This window comes from Devosia sp. (genome assembly GCF_040509215.1).
Lineage (GTDB): Bacteria > Pseudomonadota > Alphaproteobacteria > Rhizobiales > Devosiaceae > Devosia.
In genome coordinates this window covers 1-18,852 of record NZ_JBEVLL010000323.1, presented here as the reverse complement: position 1 = coordinate 18,852, position 18,852 = coordinate 1, and the positions used below count along the sequence as shown (strand labels likewise).

13 protein-coding genes are annotated in these 18,852 nt (G+C 61.3%); 9 read left to right on the top strand and 4 right to left on the bottom strand.

Annotation, left to right across the window (positions count from 1 at the left end; all coding sequences use genetic code 11):
- Window positions 1-168: 168 nt before the first annotated feature.
- Window positions 169-1,782, bottom strand: a complete 1,614-nt coding sequence (urtB, locus tag ABW043_RS17965; RefSeq protein ID WP_353922568.1) for an urea ABC transporter permease subunit UrtB — start codon at window positions 1,780-1,782, stop codon at window positions 169-171.
- A gap of 76 nt (window positions 1,783-1,858) precedes the next feature.
- Entirely contained in the window at window positions 1,859-3,163 is a 1,305-nt protein-coding gene (gene urtA / locus ABW043_RS17960) for an urea ABC transporter substrate-binding protein (RefSeq protein ID WP_353922567.1), read from the bottom strand.
- A 238-nt stretch (window positions 3,164-3,401) separates the two neighbouring features.
- Here urtA and ABW043_RS17955 point away from each other — a divergent pair, with 238 nt between their 5' ends.
- The 8 genes from ABW043_RS17955 to ABW043_RS17920 all read left to right on the top strand — a co-directional run bounded on the left by ABW043_RS17955 (window position 3,402) and on the right by ABW043_RS17920 (window position 15,343).
- Window positions 3,402-6,776 (top strand): hybrid sensor histidine kinase/response regulator, encoded by a 3,375-nt coding sequence (locus tag ABW043_RS17955; RefSeq protein WP_353922569.1) that lies wholly within the window; start codon window positions 3,402-3,404, stop codon window positions 6,774-6,776.
- Complete coding sequence (locus ABW043_RS17950) at window positions 6,763-7,689, top strand: response regulator (protein ID WP_353922566.1); 927 nt, start codon at window positions 6,763-6,765, stop codon at window positions 7,687-7,689. Before ABW043_RS17955 ends, ABW043_RS17950 begins: the two co-directional genes overlap by 14 nt.
- A 404-nt stretch (window positions 7,690-8,093) precedes the next feature.
- Window positions 8,094-8,930: a hypothetical protein gene (locus tag ABW043_RS17945; RefSeq protein ID WP_353922565.1), complete on the top strand. Its 837-nt coding sequence runs from the start codon at window positions 8,094-8,096 to the stop codon at window positions 8,928-8,930.
- Between the two features lie 177 nt (window positions 8,931-9,107).
- Window positions 9,108-10,127, top strand: a complete 1,020-nt coding sequence (locus tag ABW043_RS17940) for an ABC transporter substrate-binding protein (RefSeq protein ID WP_353922564.1) — start codon at window positions 9,108-9,110, stop codon at window positions 10,125-10,127.
- A gap of 172 nt (window positions 10,128-10,299) precedes the next feature.
- Window positions 10,300-11,091: an ABC transporter ATP-binding protein gene (locus tag ABW043_RS17935; RefSeq protein WP_353922563.1), complete on the top strand. Its 792-nt coding sequence runs from the start codon at window positions 10,300-10,302 to the stop codon at window positions 11,089-11,091.
- On the top strand, window positions 11,088-11,903 hold the full coding sequence (locus ABW043_RS17930) for an ABC transporter permease (RefSeq protein ID WP_353922562.1): 816 nt from the start codon (window positions 11,088-11,090) through the stop codon (window positions 11,901-11,903). Before ABW043_RS17935 ends, ABW043_RS17930 begins: the two co-directional genes overlap by 4 nt.
- Window positions 11,904-12,021: 118 nt before the next feature.
- Complete coding sequence (gene ppk2, locus ABW043_RS17925; RefSeq protein ID WP_353922561.1) at window positions 12,022-12,957, top strand: polyphosphate kinase 2; 936 nt, start codon at window positions 12,022-12,024, stop codon at window positions 12,955-12,957.
- A 211-nt stretch (window positions 12,958-13,168) separates the two neighbouring features.
- On the top strand, window positions 13,169-15,343 hold the full coding sequence (locus tag ABW043_RS17920; protein WP_353922560.1) for an FdhF/YdeP family oxidoreductase: 2,175 nt from the start codon (window positions 13,169-13,171) through the stop codon (window positions 15,341-15,343).
- Here the strand turns inward: ABW043_RS17920 and ABW043_RS17915 are convergent.
- Both ABW043_RS17915 and ABW043_RS17910 read right to left on the bottom strand, forming a co-directional pair.
- Window positions 15,340-16,683 (bottom strand): M16 family metallopeptidase, encoded by a 1,344-nt coding sequence (locus tag ABW043_RS17915; RefSeq protein WP_353922559.1) that lies wholly within the window; start codon window positions 16,681-16,683, stop codon window positions 15,340-15,342. The genes ABW043_RS17920 and ABW043_RS17915 overlap by 4 nt on opposite strands.
- On the bottom strand, window positions 16,680-18,029 hold the full coding sequence (locus ABW043_RS17910) for a M16 family metallopeptidase (RefSeq protein WP_353922558.1): 1,350 nt from the start codon (window positions 18,027-18,029) through the stop codon (window positions 16,680-16,682). The genes ABW043_RS17915 and ABW043_RS17910 overlap by 4 nt, the downstream gene beginning before the upstream one ends.
- 145 nt (window positions 18,030-18,174) lie before the next feature.
- Between ABW043_RS17910 and ABW043_RS17905 the strand changes: the two genes are divergently transcribed.
- A partial coding sequence (locus ABW043_RS17905; protein ID WP_353922557.1) for an ATP-binding cassette domain-containing protein occupies window positions 18,175-18,852 on the top strand: 678 nt, incomplete at its 3' end.

Genomic DNA, 18,852 nt, shown 5'->3' with positions numbered 1-18,852 from the left:
ACGTGGCCGAACTGGCCGGGCGGAATAAGCAGATTGGCGATGGGCACGAGGACGGCCACGGCGAGGAAGATGCCGATGACCCAGATGGCCTTTTTGTCGAGCGCACGGAACAGGGCTTGGGTCAGCATGCGATGTCTCCGGAAGTCAGGGTGCGGGGCGGGCGAGCAATCATTGTTCGATCGCCCTTCCCTTGAGGGCGAAGAGGCCCCGCGGACGCCGCTGGATGAAGAGAATGATCAGCACCAGGATCAGGATTTTTCCGAGCACCGCGCCGGCGTAGGGTTCCAAGAATTTGTTGGCGACGCCAAGCGTCAGTGCGCCGACGAACGTGCCCCAGAGATTGCCCACGCCGCCGAAGACCACGACCATGAAACTGTCGATGATGTAGTTCTGGCCGAGGTTCGGCGAGATGTTGTCGATCTGGGTGAGGGCGACGCCGGCAAGGCCAGCAATGCCCGAGCCAAGGCCAAAGGTCATGGCATCGACGAAGGGGGTGCGGATGCCCATGGCCGAGGCCATGCGGCGGTTCTGGGTGACGGCGCGCATCTGGAGGCCAAGCGGCGTGCGGTTGAGGACCAGAAGGAGCGCGAAGAAGACGATCAGCGCGAAGATTACGATCCAAAAGCGGTTGTACGTGATGGCGAGGCCGAAGAATTCGGTGGAGCCGGACATCCAGGTTGGAGCGATGACCATCTGGTTGGTGGGGCCGAAGATCGAGCGCACGGTCTGCTGCAGGATCAACGACAGGCCCCAGGTGGCGAGCAGGGTTTCGAGCGGGCGGCCATAGAGCCAGCGGATGATGCCGCGCTCGATACCGACGCCGATAGCGCCGGTGACGAGGAAGGCGACGGGCAGGGCGATCAGCAGCGAGTAGTCGAGCAGGCCCGGGAAATTCTGGCGGATGACAAGCTGGACGAGGAAGGTCGTATAGGCGCCGAGCATGACCATTTCGCCATGGGCCATGTTGATGACGCCCATGACGCCGAAGGTGATGGCGAGGCCGATGGCGGCGAGGAGGAGCACCGAGCCGAGCGAGATGCCGAACCATACGTTCTGCAGGGCACCCCAGACTGCGCGGCCTTGTTCGAGGCCAGAAATGGCGGCCTGGATGGTGGGTTTGACCTCGTCGGGTGCGCTGGCGAGGGCGCCGGTGAGGATGGTGATGGCATTGCGGCCGGCGCCGGCGACGATCTGCGGCACGGCGGCGTTCTTGTCTTCGATGCTGGCGTCTTCGCTCGAAAGAATGGTGACGGCGCGGGCGGTCTGCATGGCGCCGCGAACATTGGCGTCGGTTTCGGCCGCAATGGCTTCGTCGAGCAGGGGCAGGTTGGCGGCGTCGGGCTTGGCGAGGAAACCCTGGGCGGCAGAGAGGCGTGTGGCCGGGTTGTCGCTCATCAGCGTCATGCCGGAGAGAGCAGCGGAAATATCGCGCCTCAGCCCGTTGTTGACGCGGATGCGAGAGAGGTCGGCTTCGGCGCCGAGATCGACGGCCTCGCCGGTCAGGGGATCGGTGATGGCCGAGCCGGCCTGGATGACGACGCGCCCGGAGGTTTCATCGAGGTAGAGATTGCCATCGGCGAGGGCGGTGAGAACCGGGACGACACTGTTGTCTCCGGTTGAGGCAAGCTCGACGACGATCTGCGTGAGTTCCTTGAGGCTCGCCTCGCCCATGGCGGCGATCTGGGCCGGAATATCGACGGCGGCATCCTGCGCGCGGACGATCTGGCTGGGTAGGAGAAGCGACAGGGTAAGGAGTGCCAGGCGGAAAAGGTGAGTCAGCATCGCTTGGGAAGTCCTTGTCGGTTCAAGAGAAAGAGGCAGGGGCGGAGGCCGCCCCTGCCGGGTTCAGGCGGTTCGCTTACTGTGCGGCAGCGCCGCAGGTCTTGGTTTCGGTGTTGTAGTTGCCGCAGTTGATTGGAGCGGTCCAATCGGCTTCCAGCATCTTGGATTCAGGCAGGTAGTCGGACCAAGCGTCGCCGGGGACGAGGTCTTCGGTTTCCCAGACCACGAAGAACTGGCCGTCGTCCTGGATTTCGCCGATCAGCACGGGCTTGGTGATGTGGTGGTTGGGGAGCATCTTGGCGATGCCGCCGGTCAGGTTCGGCGTTTCCAGGCCAACGATGGAGTCGATCACGGCGTCGGCTTCGGTCGAGCCGGCAGCTTCCACGGCCTTCACCCAGAGGTTGAAGCCGATCATGTGGGCTTCCATCGGGTCATTGGTGACGCGGGTGTCGGAACCGATGAACTTCTGCCAATCGGCGATGAAGGTTTCGTTTTCCGGCGTATCGACGGACATGAAGTAGTTCCAGGCAGCAAGGTGACCCACCAGTGGGGTGGTGTCGAAGCCGGAGAGTTCTTCTTCGCCGACCGAGAACGCAACGACCGGGATGTCTTCGGCCTTGATGCCCTGGTTGCCCAGTTCACGGTAGAACGGCACGTTGGCGTCGCCGTTGATGGTCGAAACCACGGCGGTCTTCTTGCCTTCCGAACCGAAGGCCTTGATGTCGGAAACGATCGTCTGCCAATCGGAATGACCGAAGGGCGTGTAGTTGATCATGATGTCTTCCGGAGCCACACCCTTGTCGAGCAGGTACTGCTCAAGGATCTTGTTGGTGGTCTGGGGATAGACATAGTCGGTGCCGGCGAGGACCCAGCGCTCGACCGAGCCGCCATCTTCGCTCATCAGGTAGTCGACGGCCGGAATGGCCTGCTGGTTCGGCGAGGCGCCGGTGTAGAACACGTTGCGCTGGGATTCTTCGCCTTCGTACTGGACGGGGTAGAAGAGCAGCGAGTTGAGTTCTTCAAAGACCGGCAGGACCGACTTGCGGCAGACCGAAGTCCAGCAGCCGAAGACCACGTCGACGTCGTCGACTTCGATCAACTGGCGGGCGAGTTCGGCGGCAAGCGGCCAATCGGAAGCAATGTCGACCACGACGGGTTCGAGCTGCTTGCCGAGAACGCCGCCCTTGGCGTTTTGCTGTTCGATCAGGAACAGCATGGTGTCCTTGAGGGTAGTTTCCGAAATCGCCATCGTGCCCGAAAGCGAGTGGAGGATACCAACCTTGATGGTGTCTTCCTGCGCCATGGCCGGAACCGTGGGCAGGGAAATGCTGCCGGCGAGTGCCGCGGCGAGCAGGGCGCTTTTGGCGCGCGAGAAGTTCATGTGTTCGTCCCTCTAGTTTGTTTGACCCCAGGAGACAGCCAAGGGAGGCGCCTCGATGGCGGCACCTGAGACGATTTTTTAACGCTGCCCTATACGTCGATTGACGTAACTGCCTGACGGAGAGATTCCGCCGGATGCCGGAAGAGCCTGAAAAACCGCGTGATTTCGCCAAAAACCGTGCTAAGACTTGCATGGCGAATTTTTGGGCAGCGCAGCGAATTGGTTAAGGCTTGAGCGAATAATGGCGCGGCAACGGATCATTCCCATCAGGCGCGAATACAATCGCTGGGTCGCCAATCAGACGCTTGAGGACTATGCGCTGCGTTTTACGGCCAAGTCGGCGCGGCGCTTTTCCAATGATCGAATCTCGCAGACGGCCATTGGCGCCATCTCGTTTCTGGCGCTGGAGGCCATTGGCGGTAGCATTACGTTGTCATATGGGACAACCAATGCGCTGATTGCGATAGTGGTCGCGTCAATCGCCATCCTGCTCGTCGGTATCCCCATCTCGCGCTACGCGACGCGGCACGGGGTGGACGTGGACCTGCTCACACGGGGGGCAAGTTTTGGCTATATCGGCTCGACGATCACCTCGCTGATCTATGCGAGTTTCACCTTCATCCTTTTCGCCATCGAAGCCTCGATCATGTCGAGCGCGCTGCAACTGGCTTTTGGCATTCCGCTTTGGATAGGCCACATCATCTCCGCACTGATCGTCATTCCTCTAGTGACGCATGGCATCAGGATGATTTCGAGCTTCCAGATGCTGACGCAGCCGATCTGGATCGTGCTCAACATCCTGCCGTTCATTTTCATCGCCTTCATGGATTGGGAGAAGTTCGACCTGTGGCGGGCTTTTGCCGGACTGGGGCAGCCTGAGGGGGCGGCGGGGACGATCTCGCCATTCGATATCGCCAAGTTTGGTGCTGCTTCGGCGGTGATCCTGGCGCTGATGACGCAGATTGGCGAGCAGGTCGACTTTCTGCGGTTTCTACCGGCGGAAGGGGCGCCAAAGTGGCGGCACAAGCTCGGAATTTTCCTCGCGGGGGCGGGGTGGGTTGTTGTCGGTGCGCCCAAGCTGATCGCGGGGTCGTTCCTGGCCTTTCTGGCTCTGTCCGTGGGCGTTTCGCCCGAGCATGCGTCAGAGCCTGGTTACATGTATGCCGTGGCTTTCGGGTACATGATCCCGAACCAGTTCGTGGCGTTGATGCTGATGGCCGTCTTTGTGGTGGTCAGCCAGCTCAAGATCAATGTGATGAACGCCTATGCCGGGTCTCTGGCCTGGTCGAACTTCTTCTCGCGGCTGACGCATAGCCATCCGGGGCGCGTTGTCTGGTTGCTGTTCAATGTGGCCATTGCGCTGCTGCTGATGGAGCTGGGCATCTATCGCTTGCTCGAAGAGACGCTCGGCATCTTTTCGATCATCGCCATGGCCTGGCTCTGCTCGATCTCAGCCGATCTCTTCGTCAACAAACCGCTGGGCCTGTCGCCGCCGGGCATCGAGTTCAAGCGGGCGCATCTTTATGACATCAACCCAGTTGGTGTCGGCTCGATGCTGCTGTCGGCTGTTATCGCGCTCGCCGCCCATTTCGGCGCCTTCGGTGACATGGCCGCGGCGCTGGCTCCCTATATTGCGCTGGTCGTCTGCTTCATCGCGTCGCCTGCGATCGCCTGGGCGACCAAGGGCAAGTACTATCTGGCGCGAAAGCCGCGGAAGCAGTGGCAGTCGCGGACCTCGTTGACTTGTTCGATCTGCGAGCATCCGTTTGAGCCTGAGGACATGGCCTGGTGCCCGGCTTATGCGGCGCCGATCTGTTCGCTTTGCTGCTCGCTCGATGCGCGGTGCCACGACATGTGCAAGCCGCATGCGCATTTCCGGGCGCAGACCCATGCGGTGGCGTCGGCCGTGCTGCCGCAATGGGCGATCGAGAAGCTGCAGACCCGGCTCGGGCGCTATGGCATGTCCATGGGTATCGCGACGGCGATTCTCGGAGGCATTCTGGGGCTTATCTATTATTTCGCCAGCCAATCGGCGCCGGACACTTCGGATGTGGTTGGCGGCACGTTGCTGGTGGTGTTCTTCGTCTTCGCGGTGGCAGCGGGCATCATGACGTGGTTCCTCGTACTGGCGCATGACAGCAGGCTCGTCGCCGAGGAGGAGAGCACGCGGCAAAACACGCTGCTGCTCAAGGAAATCGACGCCCACGGCAAGACCGACGCGGAGCTGCAGCGCGCCAAGGAAAAGGCCGAGGCGGCCAACCAAGCCAAGTCGCGCTATGTCGTCGGCCTCAGCCACGAATTGCGCACGCCGCTCAATGCGGTGATGGGCTATGCGCAAATCCTCGAACGCGATCCGGAAGTGCCAGAGAACAGGCGTGGATCAGTTCAAGTCATCCGCCGGAGTGCCGAGCATCTTTCGGGGCTGATCGATGGCCTGCTCGATATTTCAAAGATCGAGGCGGGGCGGCTGCACGTCTATTCTAACGAGATCAACATCCAGGATTTCCTCGATCAGATCGTCGACATGTTCCGCTTGCAGGCTGGCGCCAAGGGGCTGGAATTCCGCCATTCGCGCGCCAAGGCGCTGCCCATCTTTGTGCGGACCGACGAAAAGCGGCTGCGGCAAATTCTGGTCAACCTGCTCTCCAATGCGATCAAGTTCACGCAATCTGGCTATGTGAGCTTCGATGTCGGCTACCGCATGCAGGTGGCGACATTCACCATCACCGATACCGGAAGCGGTATTTCGGCGAGCGATCTCGAACACATTTACGAGCCCTTTGTGCGCGGCGAGGCGGAGCATAATCGGTTCACGCCTGGGCTGGGGCTTGGCCTGACGATCACAAAGCTTCTCACCGAGACGCTCGGTGGCGAAATCACCGTCTCCAGCGAGGTGGGTATCGGCACGCGTTTCCAGGCGCGCTTGATGCTGTCCAAGGTGGAGCGGCCGGTGGAACGCCGGGTCGATCCGCGTCGCATTGTCGGTTATTCCGGCGCCAGCCGTACCATCATGGTTGTCGACGACAATCAGGACCATCGCGAGCTGGTGCGAGAGATGTTGGCGCCGCTCGGCTTCGTCATCCTGACGGCGGCAGACGGGCCTTCCTGCCTCGATCTCTTCGCGGCCGCCAAGCCGGATATGTTCTTCGTCGATATTCGCATGCCGGGCATGAGTGGGTGGGATCTGGTCGCCGCTTTGCGTGACCGGGGCGTTGCCGAGCCCATCGTCATGCTGTCTGCCAATATCGGGGACGGAGCAGGGCCGGCGAGTAGCGATGCGGGGCACAGCGACGCGCTGGCAAAGCCATTCGATCTCTCGCAACTGCTCGACAAGATATCGGCGCATCTGGCGCTCGATTGGACCTATGCTGAAGGCGCCGCGCCGAAACAGGCCGCGAAGAAAAAGCTGAAAACACCCGGCGTGGAACACTTGCGCGAGTTGGCCAATCTGGGGCAAATCGGCCATATCAGGGGGATCGAAGCGAAATTGACCGAACTGGCCGGAAACCCGGACAATGAGCCCTTGGTGGCCGCCTTGCGCGGTCACATGGAAAGCTTCGACTTCGACTCCTATGCCGAACTCATCGAGCGGGTTGGCCATGAGTCGGATTGAACGGGATCAGGACATAGTCCTCTTGGTCGATGACTCCCCGGAATCCCTGGGCTTTCTAACCACGGCGCTCGAAGAAGCCGAAGTGACGGTGCTGGTGGCGCGCAGCGGGGAGGCGGCGCTCAATATCGTTCAGCGCGTCGTGCCCGATGTTGTGCTGATGGATGCCGTGATGCCGGGCCTCGATGGGTTTGAGACCTGCCGCCGGCTGAAGGCCATGGCGCCACTGACGCATGTGCCCGTCATCTTCATGACCGGGCTGACCGAAACCGAGCATATCGTCCACGCGCTCGAAAGCGGCGGCGTGGATTATCTGTCCAAGCCCATCAACGTCGACGAATTGCGCGCCCGTATCCGCGTGCACCTTGCCAATGCCCGCCGCGCCCAGAGCGCACGCATTGCTCTGGATGCAGCCGGGCGGCATCTGGTGGCCTTTGGTGTCGATGCGGCCGTGCTGTGGTCAACGCCGCAGGCCAACAAGCTGCTCGAACGCTCGGGCATGGACGCCAATCGGCAGGCCGATATGTCCAGCGGCTTTTCCCGCTGGCGCCTCGACCATGGCGATGCAGCGCCGGGCAGCGGGTTCGAACTCAACCTGCCGGGTGCCCCGGGGCTGCAATTTGCATTCCTCGGCGTCGTCGGCGGCGACGAATATCTCTTCCGGCTCACCGGCGCGCAGGAAGAGGGGCAGGAAGACCATCTGCGCCAGCATTTTGGGGTGACGCAGCGGGAGAGCGAAGTGCTGCTCTGGATCGCTCGCGGCAAATCCAATCGGGACATCGGCGACATCCTCGGGCTCAGCCCGCGCACCGTGAACAAGCATCTCGAACAGGTCTATGCCAAGCTCGGCGTCGAGAACCGCGCCTCGGCCGCCATCAAGGCCATTCAGGCCATGCAGGCTAGCTTCGAGCTCTAAAGCTTCTTGTACGAGGGTCGGCTGCTTCACCCGCGCCTGGGCACGCAATTTCAGTGGCGTTGCCAATGTGAACGACTTTCGGGGAACTCATGTGGAAATGGGTCGTTGTGCAGACGAACCACAGTTCTGCTGTGGCGAGCCACGCGGCGGTCCCGACAGGGAATCAGCCCGATAAGTCGGCGGTGGCAGGAAGGCTGACGCTCCTTTGCTGTAGCCCCGATGGGGCGCGGAACTCCGGTTCCGCGCCTTTTTTGTTTGCAGTAAATAATGGTTAATTGTCCTCAATATTTATGTATTGATCTATTGTTTACCAGTTGGCTCGGATGACTTCCGAAATTGCAACTCAAGTTGGTCTCTGCTCGTCACTTACTTGTGGCAATTAGTCGCAAGGATGGAGATGAGTTATGAAAAGAAAATTGCTTTCGATTCTGCCTCTGGTCTTTATCGCGAGTGTCTCGGCGCCCGCGCAGGCGCAGAACCTGCTTGGAATCATTGGCGGAAGCGGCGAAGAGGCCTTGATCACACTCGGTTCGGGCGATGCCTCGAACACGGGCCTGGTCAATATCGGCCTTGGCGGCGAGAACCAGGTGCTAGACGCGCAAATCGGCGGTAGCTCGAACATCGCCAACGCGACCGTGGGCAGTGGGGGCGGCAGTGCCCTTAATGCCAATGCGAACGTGCTGGGCGGCGCTGCTACGGTTGGCGCTACAGTGGGTGGCGGTAGCCTGCTCGATGCGAATGTCGGCCTGCTCAATGGCACGGTCGGTGTCGGCGCGACCGTGGGCGGCGGCAGTCTCGCCAATGTTGGCGTGACAGTCGGTGGCGGCGGTGGTGCTCCGGGTAACGGCGGCAATCCTGGAAACGGCGGCGGAGCTGGCGGTGGCGCCGGCAATGGCGGCGGTGCTCCGATCTTCTCGGCATCGGGCAACAATAACAGCAGTGTCCCCGCCTGTTCCGGCTCCACCAGCCCGCGCGAAGTGCAGCGCCTGATTCAGGGTACGCAGATCGGCGGCTCCTGGCAGCGCGCCAGCAATGTGCAGATCCGTCGCGTCGACATGTGCCCGGATATGCAAACCTGGCTTGCTGCGGCCCTGACGAGTTCGGGTCTTGGCAACTCGCTGCGTTCGGCAATCAGCAGCGATAGCCTGATCAGCGCCTCGATCAGCCGGTCTTCCTACAACTCCAACCGCGTTTTTGCGGTGAAACAGAGCGGCAACCAGTTGACGGTTTTCGTCTACTGACGCCCGGACCACCTTTGCTTGCATCTGGTTTGAGCACGTTCTGGCTCCAATATCTCGGCATGTCGCCTATAATTTAGGCGACATGCGAAAATGACCTCTTTGTAGCCAGTTTTTTCTTGCGCCCCCGAAAATGCTGCGCTTGTCTTGATCTCGCAATTTCATTTGGGGACGTCATTCATGCTCAATCGCAGGCATTTCACTGCCGCCATCCTGCTGGGTTCGCTGGCTCTTGCCGCGCCGGCCATGGCGCAGACAGACATCAAGCTCACCCTCGACTGGCGCTTCGAAGGTCCTGCGGCCGGTTTCCTGCTTGCTGCGGACAAGGGCTATTTCGCTGAAGAGGGGCTCAACGTCACCATCGATACCGGCAATGGCTCGGTGGAAGCGATTCCGCGCGTGGCTACCGGCGCCTACCAGTTCGGGTTTGGCGATATCAATTCGTTGATCAAGTTCCTCGACGAAGACAATACCCAGCCGGTCAAGGCCATCATGATGGTCTATGACAAGCCGGTATTCTCGGTCATCGGCCGCAAGTCGCTGGGGATCACCGACGATCCGAAATCGCTCGAAGGCAAGAAGCTCGGCGCGCCGCCGCCGGATGGTGCCTTTGCCCAGTGGCCGGCATTCGTCGAAGCGGCTGGCATCGATACCTCGGCCATCACGCTTGAATCCATCGGCTTCCCGGTGCGCGAGCCCATGCTGGCCTCGGGCGATGTCGACGGAGTCTTCGGCTTTGCCTTCTCGGTAATCCTCAACCTCAAGGCCAATGGCGTGCCGGATGACGACATCGCCACCATTCTCTTCGCCGATCACGGCCTGAACCTTTATGGCAATGCCATCATGGTCAACGAGGCTTTTGCCGAGGAAAATCCGGAGGCAGTAAAGGGCTTCCTGCGCGCTCTCGCCAAGGGCTTTGCTGACGCGGTCAGCGATCCGGCCGCTGGTGCCGCTGCGGTTCTGGCGCGCAATGAGACGCTCAATATCGACACCGAGACCGAGCGCCTGACCATGGCCAATGAGATGAACATCAAGACGCCCTACGTGATCGAGAACGGTTTTGGCGGCATCGACGAGGCGCGCCTGGCCGCTTCCATCGAAACGCTGAAGATCTCGATGGGGCTCAAGGGCAACGTCACGGCCACCGATGTTTTCGACGCGCAGTACCTGGCTCCGGCCGAAGAACGCATGCTGCCTTAAGGCACAAGGTCGCGATTTTCCCTGACGGGAAGACGCTGACGCCATTCTCCCTGCGGGGAGAAGGCTGAGATCCCGGGCGATTAAGGGACGCCCGGGTACTTCCGCTCCGGGCCGTTCTTTCGAGGGAACGGGGATGGCCCGGAGCGGACCCTCACACTTTCAGGGGTGCGATATGGCTTCGCCGCTAGTCTCCATCGAAAATGTCGACATGCGCTATGGCGGGCCGAGCGGCACGCTGGCGGTGAGCGGGCTCAATCTGAAAATCAATCGCGGCGAGTTCGTCGCCGTGGTTGGTCCTTCGGGATGCGGCAAGTCCACGCTGATGAAGCTGACGACCGGGCTCCATATTCCGCAGACCGGGGTCGTGATCGTCGCCAATCAGCAGGTCACGAAACCTGTCTCCATCGTCGGCATGGCGTTCCAGAACCCAACCATGCTGCCCTGGCGAACGACGCTCGAGAATATTCTCCTGCCGCTCGAAATCGTCGAAAGGCATCGGCACCGCCTGCGCAGCCACAAGGCTGAATATGTCGCCAAGGCCGAAAAGCTGCTGGAGACGGTGGGCCTGAAGGGGTTTGGCGACAAGTTTCCGTGGCAGCTCTCGGGCGGCATGCAGCAGCGCGCCAATCTCTGCCGCGCCCTGATCCATGAGCCGGAATTGCTGATGCTCGACGAGCCCTTTGGCGCGCTCGATGCTTTCACCCGCGAAGAGCTCTGGTGCGTCATCCGCGACCTCCATGCGACCCAGGACGTCACTATTGTTCTCGTCACCCACGACCTGCGCGAAAGCGTGTTTCTCGCCGATAAGGTGGTGGTGATGTCCGCGCGACCGGGCAGGGTGATTTCGGAACATGTCGTGCCGTTCGAACGGCCGCGACAGCTCGAATTGCTCTACGAGCCGCCCTTCAACGAAATGGTGCAGAAGCTGCACGGGGAAATCGCCACTGCGAGGGCTGCCGCATGACGACGCTCGATACGCCGACGCCAGTTGCCGTGCCGCCAAAACCCAGCCTGAAAGTGGATTGGGTGCGCTTGGCGCCGTTTCTCTATACGATCGGCCTTTTCATCATCTGGGAGATCGGCGTCCGCATCTCGGGCTTGCCGCACACCATTCTGCCGACGCCGACGCGCGTTTTCGAAGCGATCATTCAGTACTGGTCGCCGATCTGGAAGAATTCTCTTCAGACGCTCTACACCACGGTTCTCGGCTTCCTGATTGCGGTTGTCGCGGGGCTTGGCATTGGCCTCTTCATCGGCTGGTCGAGGGCCATCTATGCCGGGCTCTATCCGATCATGGTTGGCTTCAACGCCATCCCGAAGGTGGCGCTGGTTCCCATTCTCGTCATCTGGTTCGGCATCGGCACCGTGCCGGCCGTGCTGACGGCCTTCCTGATTTCCTTCTTTCCCATCGTCGTGAACGTTGCGACGGGTCTGGCGACTATCGAGCCGGAAACCGAGGATGTGTTGCGTGCGCTCGGGGCCAAGAAAATGGACATCATGCTCAAGGTCGGCATTCCGCGCTCGATGCCCTATTTCTTCGGCTCGCTGAAGGTAGCGATCACGCTGGCCTTCGTTGGTTCGGTGGTCAGCGAAACGGTGGCGTCCAATTCCGGCCTCGGCAACATGATGGCTTCTGCGCAATCCAACTTCAACGTGCCGCTGGTCTTCGCGGGCCTGCTGATGCTCGCCATCGAGGGTATTGCGATGTACGCGCTGATGGCATGGGTCGAGAAGCGCATGACCGGCTGGGCGCATCGTTCAACTATGGCGAACTAGGGTCCTGATCTGTTGCGCCGCGGAGGCGCAAAACGGCGGGCATTTTTGCCAGAGGCGTTGCTGTCACAAAAGTGCAATCCTGGTGTGGCCAATGGTGCCGCACCCGGAGGGCCTTGCCGTGAACGACTTCGACCAAAACTCTCGCTTCGACAAATTCGAGGCAGAACTGAACCGCATCCGCGAAGAGATTACCGACAGCTTTGACGAAGAGCTGGAGCTGCAATTCGAGGATGACCAGCTCGAGGCTCTTGCCGAAGAAGGCGAGCGGGCAGGGCGCAACTCGATCGACCGCAATGTATATTTTCGCGAGCTCTTCCGCCTGCAGCACGAGCTGGTGCGGCTGCAGGACTGGATTGTCCATAATAAACTGAAGGTTGCGGTCATTTTCGAAGGTCGTGATTCCGCCGGCAAGGGCGGGGCGATCAAGCGCATTACCCAGCGGCTCAATCCGCGCGTCTGCCGCGTCGTCGCGCTGCCGGCGCCGTCCGACCGCGAAAAGACCCAGTGGTATTTCCAGCGCTACGTGCCCCATCTCCCGGCGGCCGGCGAAATGGTGCTGTTCGATCGCTCCTGGTACAACCGTGCCGGCGTAGAGCGCGTGATGGGTTTCTGTTCGCCGGACGAGCTGGAAGAGTTCTTCCGCACGGTGCCGGAATTCGAAAAGATGCTTATGCGTTCGGGCATCATTCTCATCAAGTTCTGGTTCTCCATCACCAATGAAGAGCAGGAATTCCGCTTCCGTATGCGTATCCAGGATCCGCTGAAGCAGTGGAAACTCTCGCCCATGGACATGGAATCCCGCCGCCATTGGGAAGACTACACCAAGGCCAAGGAAGACATGCTGGCGCGAACCCACACCAAGGAATCGCCTTGGTGGGTGGTGCAGGCCGACGACAAGAAGCGGGCGCGGCTCAATTGCATCGCGCATCTGCTCGAAGCCATTCCCTATGACGAAGTGCCCAAGCAGGACATCGTACTGCCCGAACGCATCCGCCACCCCGACTACCATCGCGGACCGGTGCCGCAGGAGATGTATGTGAAGGCGGTATACTGATCTCATAGGTTGCTAGATTTTTAGCAACAGACTCTTCTTTCCTCCGTCATTGCCGGGCTTGTCCCGGCAATCCATCTCGCCTCCGCCAGCCATTCTTACGAATGGCTGGGGACCACCGGGACAGGCCCGGTGGTGACGACAGGGGGTAAATACCGAGCTTGTTTCGCGAGCCATTCGGGATGAAACTGCGCGCCAAATCAGGAGCGCTGTTTTGGCCGATACCAGTAACGTCGTGGGCGGCGGCCCCAAGAAGGTTCTCTACACCCTCGCCACCATCGGTCAGATGGGTGTGGGCAAGGCCGCCAAGGCGCTGACGGCCAAGAACACCTGCAAGGCCTGTGCCTACGGCATGGGCGGGCAGCACGGCGGCATGACCAATGAACTCGATGAGTTTCCCTCGGTCTGCAACAAGTCGGTGCAGGCCCAATCGACCGATATCCAGCCGCCCATTCCCGAGCCGATCTTCGAGCACACCATTGCCGAATTGAGCGAGCTTTCCGGGCGCGAGATGGAGCGTCTCGGCCGCTTGGGCACGCCGCTCTTTCGTCGCGCCGGCTCGGATCGCTTCGAGCCGCTCGATTGGGATTCCGCGCTCGACCATGCTGCGCACCGCCTGGCTGAAACCGATCCCAAGCGGACGTTCTTTTATTCGTCGGGCCGCTCGTCCAACGAGGCGGGGTTCCTTTTCCAGCTTTTGGCGCGGGCCTATGGCACCAACAACGTCAACAACTGCTCCTACTATTGCCACCAGGCGACGAGCGAGGGGCTGGCGACGACCATCGGCAAGGGCACGGCTACGGTTGAGCTTGAAGACCTGACCGGGGCCGACCTGATCTTCGTGATCGGCGCCAATCCGTCGTCGAACCACCCGCGCTTCATTCACATGCTGAAAAACTGCCGCGAGCGCGGCGGGCAGGTGATCGTCATCAATCCGGCCAAGGAGCCGGGGCTCGTCAAATTCTCCGTGCCGAAATCGCCACTCTCGATGCTCAAGGGCGGCAGCGATATCGCCTCGGACTACCTGCAGCCGCGGATCGGCTCGGACATCGCTGTTTTCAAGGGTCTCGCAAAGGCCGTGCTGGAGCAGGGGACCGAGGACCGCGCTTTCATCGCTGCCTATGGCGCCGACTTCGATGCCTTCCGTAACGATATCGATACGCTTGGCTGGGATGTAATCACCGAGACCTGCGGCCTGTCGCGCGAGGAGATTTCGCGGGTTGCAGAGGCTTATGGCCGTTCGCAGCACGCGGTCTTTGCCTGGGGCATGGGCATGACGCACCATGTCCATGGCACGACCAATGTAGAAGCCATCGCCAATCTGGCGCTCATCCGCGGCATGATCGGCAAGCGCTTTGCCGGCCTCTTGCCGCTGCGCGGGCATTCCAATGTCCAAGGGATTGGCACCATCGGGGTCAAGCCGGTGCTGGCGCGCGATGTGCTCAGCCGCATGGAGGAGGTCTTTGGCGTCAGCTTCCCGGAAGAGAAGGGCCTCGACACCATGGCCTGCCTCAAGCGGGCCGAGGCGGGCGAAGTCGACGCGGCCGTCATCATGGGCGGCAATCTCTGGTCGGCGACGCCCGACACCGCGTTCTCGAGCCGCGCCATGGGCGCCATCGGCTTCAAGCTCTTCCTGACGACCACGCTCAACCAGGGCCACGTGCACGGCCTCGGTGATGGCGAGGTTCTCATCCTGCCGGTCACGGCGCGCGACGAGGAATGGGAGCCGACGACGCAGGAATCGATGTTCAACTTCGTCCGGCTCTCCGATGGCGGCATCGACCGTATCAGCACGGTGCGGCCCGAGAGCTGGATTCTCGGCCAGATCGGCAAGCGCGTCCTGCCGGATTCTCCAATCGATTTCGATGCCTTTTCCGGCCACGCAAAACTGCGAGACGCCATTGCCGCCATTGTGCCGGGTATGGAGGAACTGGCCGATATCGACGTGGCCAAGCGCGAATTCCATATTCGCAATCGCGTGCTGCATGTACCCGAGTTCGGCACGCTGGATGGCAAGGCGCATTTCGTTGTCACGCCGATCCCGAAACTCGAAAAAGGCAAGCTGATGCTCGCCTCGGTGCGCAGCGAGGGGCAGTTCAACTCCATTATCTACGAAGAAACCGACAGCTATCGCGGCAAGGCCGGCCGCTATTCGGTGTTCCTGAGCATGGCCGATATGGCGGAGCGCGGGCTGACCGAGGGCCAGAGGGTCTGCGTGCATTCTTCCGTGGGGGAAATGGAGGGCGTCGCCACCAGCTTCGACCTGCCACCCGGCTCAGTGCTCGCTTATTACCCCGAGGCCAACGTGCTGATCGGCACTGAAGTCGATCCGCGAAGCAAGACGCCCGCGTTCAAATCGGTGCCGGTCAGCGTGGTGGCGGCGGACTAGAGCGCTTCCTTTTCGTCGGCTCCCGGCCCAACCTGCAGCAGGCTTGGTTCGGCGCCAAAAATGCGCTTGGCCACGGCCTGGATTTGTTCGGCCGTCACTGCTTCGAGTTGTTTGTGGCGCTCTTCGACATAGTCGATTGGCAGGCCCTTCAATTGCTGCACCACCATTGTGCTCGCAATGGCCACCGAAGAGCGCAGCTGACTGATGGGATAGGCGCCGATGAGATAGCGCTTGGTCCGCTCGAGTGCCTTGGGATCGGGGCCTTCGGCGGCCATTTTGGCCAGCGTCTCACGGATGACCTTGATAGCCTCGCTTGCCTGGTCTGGGCGGGTTGAGGTGCCGATGGTCAGCGCTTCCGCCTGGTCGAGATTGACGAGGCCGCCGGACACGCCGTAGCTCAAGCCGCGCTTTTCACGCACTTCCACATTCAGTTCGGAGAGAAGACTTCCTCCGGCGAGCATCTCGGTCATCACATAGGCCGGGAAATAGTCCGGGTCCGTTTCGCCGATGCCTGGATAGGCGAGGTTGATCGAGGTCTGGGGCAGGGGATAGTCCACAGCCAGGTTCTGGCCGAAACTCAATTGCGCGGGTCCGATTTCGGCAAGCTGACGCTTCTCCGGAAGATTTCCGAAAATGGCGTCGATCATCTCGCCGGCCGCCTTCTCATCGAGGGCGCCGACAATGCCGACCTTTAGTGTCTCCCGCGCAAAAAGTGCGTGATGGAGTTCTCGCAGGTCGTTGGCGGTAATCGTCGGCAGGCTCTCCGGAGTGCCTTCGAGGGGACGGGCATAGGGGTGATCGCCGAAGAGCGTCTGGTTCCACAAACGGCCGGCCGCATAGCCGGGATCCTGCGCGCGCGAGGCGATGCTGGCCAGGACCTGGGCGCGCATGCGATCGATGGCAGGCTGGTCAAAACGCGGCTGGTTGACGGCCAATGCCAAGAGGTCGGTTGCGTCCTCGCGTTGATCGGCCAGCATGCGGGCAAAGCCGCTGAAGAAATCAAAGCCGGCCGAAAAGCTCACTTCGACGCCGGCTTCATCGAGCCTTGTCTGGAAAGCGTCGCTATCGAGGTCGCCGGCGCCTTCATCGAAAAGCGAGGACATGAGCGAGGCAAGACCAACCTTGTCGTCCGGGTCCTGCGCAGCGCCGCCTTCGAAGGCAAATCCGATGGTGACGATGGGCACGGTGTAATCCTCGACCATCCAGGCTTCTATGCCGCCTGGAGAGGTGATGGACTTGAACGCCACCTCGGCCTGGGCAGGAAGAGCCAGTGCGATAGCAAGAAGCGGCGCGAGGAGAGCGGGAAGGGCGCGGCGGGTGCGGTGGAGGATGGCGATCATGGCTTGGTCTCCTCGGCAGGGGGGAGCAGATAGCCCGTGACTGCAATGGATGGGCGAAGGTATTTGATGGCAACGGCCTTCACGTCTTCAGCGGTCACAGCGCGGATGTGTTCGGGCCAAAGGGCGACGTCCTCGATCGAGCGATCGGTCGTGAGCCAGACCCCATAGGTCTGGGCCATGGCGGCCTGATCGTCGCGAGCGAAGATGGTGCTGCGGATGTAGCGGGTCTTTGCCCGTTCTAGCTCGGCTTCGGAAATGTCGCCGTTGATGAGATTGTCCACCTCGGCAAAGACGGCCTTCTCGAGGTCATCGAGCGTTGTGCCGGGACGAGGCGTGCCGAATACGGTGAAGGTGCCGGCATCAAACGCCATGCCGCCATAGCTCGCACCCACCTGGGCGGCGATGCCGGCCTTGACGACGAGGGCCTGATAGAGCCGGCTTTGCGGCCCATCGCTGAGGATGGCGGAGAGCACGTCGAGCGCCTCGGCTTCTCCGTCCTTTGCCTGGCGATAGCTTGGGACGACCCAGTTCCGCGCAAAGCTCGGCAGCGACACGCGGGCATCTTCGAGCGTGACGATGCGGCTGGAAGCGGCGGGCGGCTCCTGCGGGCGCTGGCGCGGCGGCAGATCGGGGCCGCGCGCGAGTTTGCCATAGCTCGCTTCGGCCATCTCCTTGACCTCCTCGGCATCGACATCGCCGGCGACGATGACGAGGGCGTTGTTCGGCGCGTAGTACCGATCGTAAAAGGTCAGCGCGTCTTCGCGGCTGAGGGTTTCTATCTCATGAGCCCAACCGATGACCGGGATGCGGTAGGGATGGTTCTGATAGAGCGTTGCGGTCACTTGCTCGGCGAGGATCGAGCCCGGTTGCGCCTCGACGCGCTGGCGCCGCTCATCGAGAATCACGGCGCGTTCGGCGTCGATGACCTCAGGGGCCAGGACGAGGTTGCGCATGCGGTCCGCCTCTATGTCCATCATATCGGCAAGCGCATCGGGTGGCACCGTCTGGAAATAGACGGTGACGTCGGCCGTCGTGAACGCGTTGGTTTCCCCGCCAAGTTCGTTGACCATGCCTTCGAGCGTGCCAGCGGGATATTTCGCCGTGCCCTTGAACATCAGATGCTCAAGAAAATGGGCCACGCCCGATTGTCCGGCCGGATCGTCGGCAGCGCCTGTGCGGTACCACACCATATGCGTGACGACCGGGGCGCGGCGGTCTGGAATCACTACCAGTTCGAGTCCGTTGTCGAGAATGAAGTGACTGACGTCGGGCGAGGGGATTTGCTGTGCCACCGCGGGAGCGGTAACGAGCAGAGCGGCCAAGAGGGCAAACGTCTGACGGTGCATGGTTCGGCGAACTCTCCATGATGTGGCTGGCGGCGGCGAAGTTAGCCGGATCGAAGGCGGGAGCAAGCGCGGATCCGCTCCGCGGTTGCCTCCCTGACGGCTATCCCCTAAATACGGCACAAATTTCTCACCTGAGGATCGGCCCATGGCGCGCCAGTTTATTTATCACATGCACGGAATGTCGAAGGCCTATGCTGGCGGCAAGAAGGTGCTGGATAATATCCATCTCTCCTTCTACCCCGATGCCAAGATCGGCATTCTGGGCCCGAACGGCTCGGGTAAGTCGACGCTGCTCAAGATCATGGCCGGCATCGATACCGAATTCTCCGGTGAAGCCTGGGCTGCCGATGGCGCCAAGGTTGGCTATCTGGCGCAGGAACCGCAGCTTGACCCGGCGCTGAACGTGCTGGGCAACGTCATGACCGGCGTCAAGGAAAAGAAGGACATCGTCGACCGTTACAACGAGTTGATGATGAACTATTCCGACGAGACCGCTGACGAAGCGACCAAGCTCCAGGACCAGATCGACGCGCAGAACCTGTGGGATCTCGAATCGCAGGTTGAAGTCGCCATGGAGGCGCTCGGCTGCCCTCCGGGCGATGCCGACGTCAACAATCTCTCGGGCGGTGAAAAGCGCCGCGTCGCGCTCTGCGCGCTGCTGCTGTCGAAGCCCGACCTGCTGCTGCTCGACGAACCGACCAACCATCTCGACGCCGAAACCACGGCCTGGCTTGAACGGCACCTGCGCGAGTTCGAAGGTGCGGTGCTGATCATCACCCACGATCGCTACTTCCTCGACAATGTCACCGGCTGGATTCTCGAA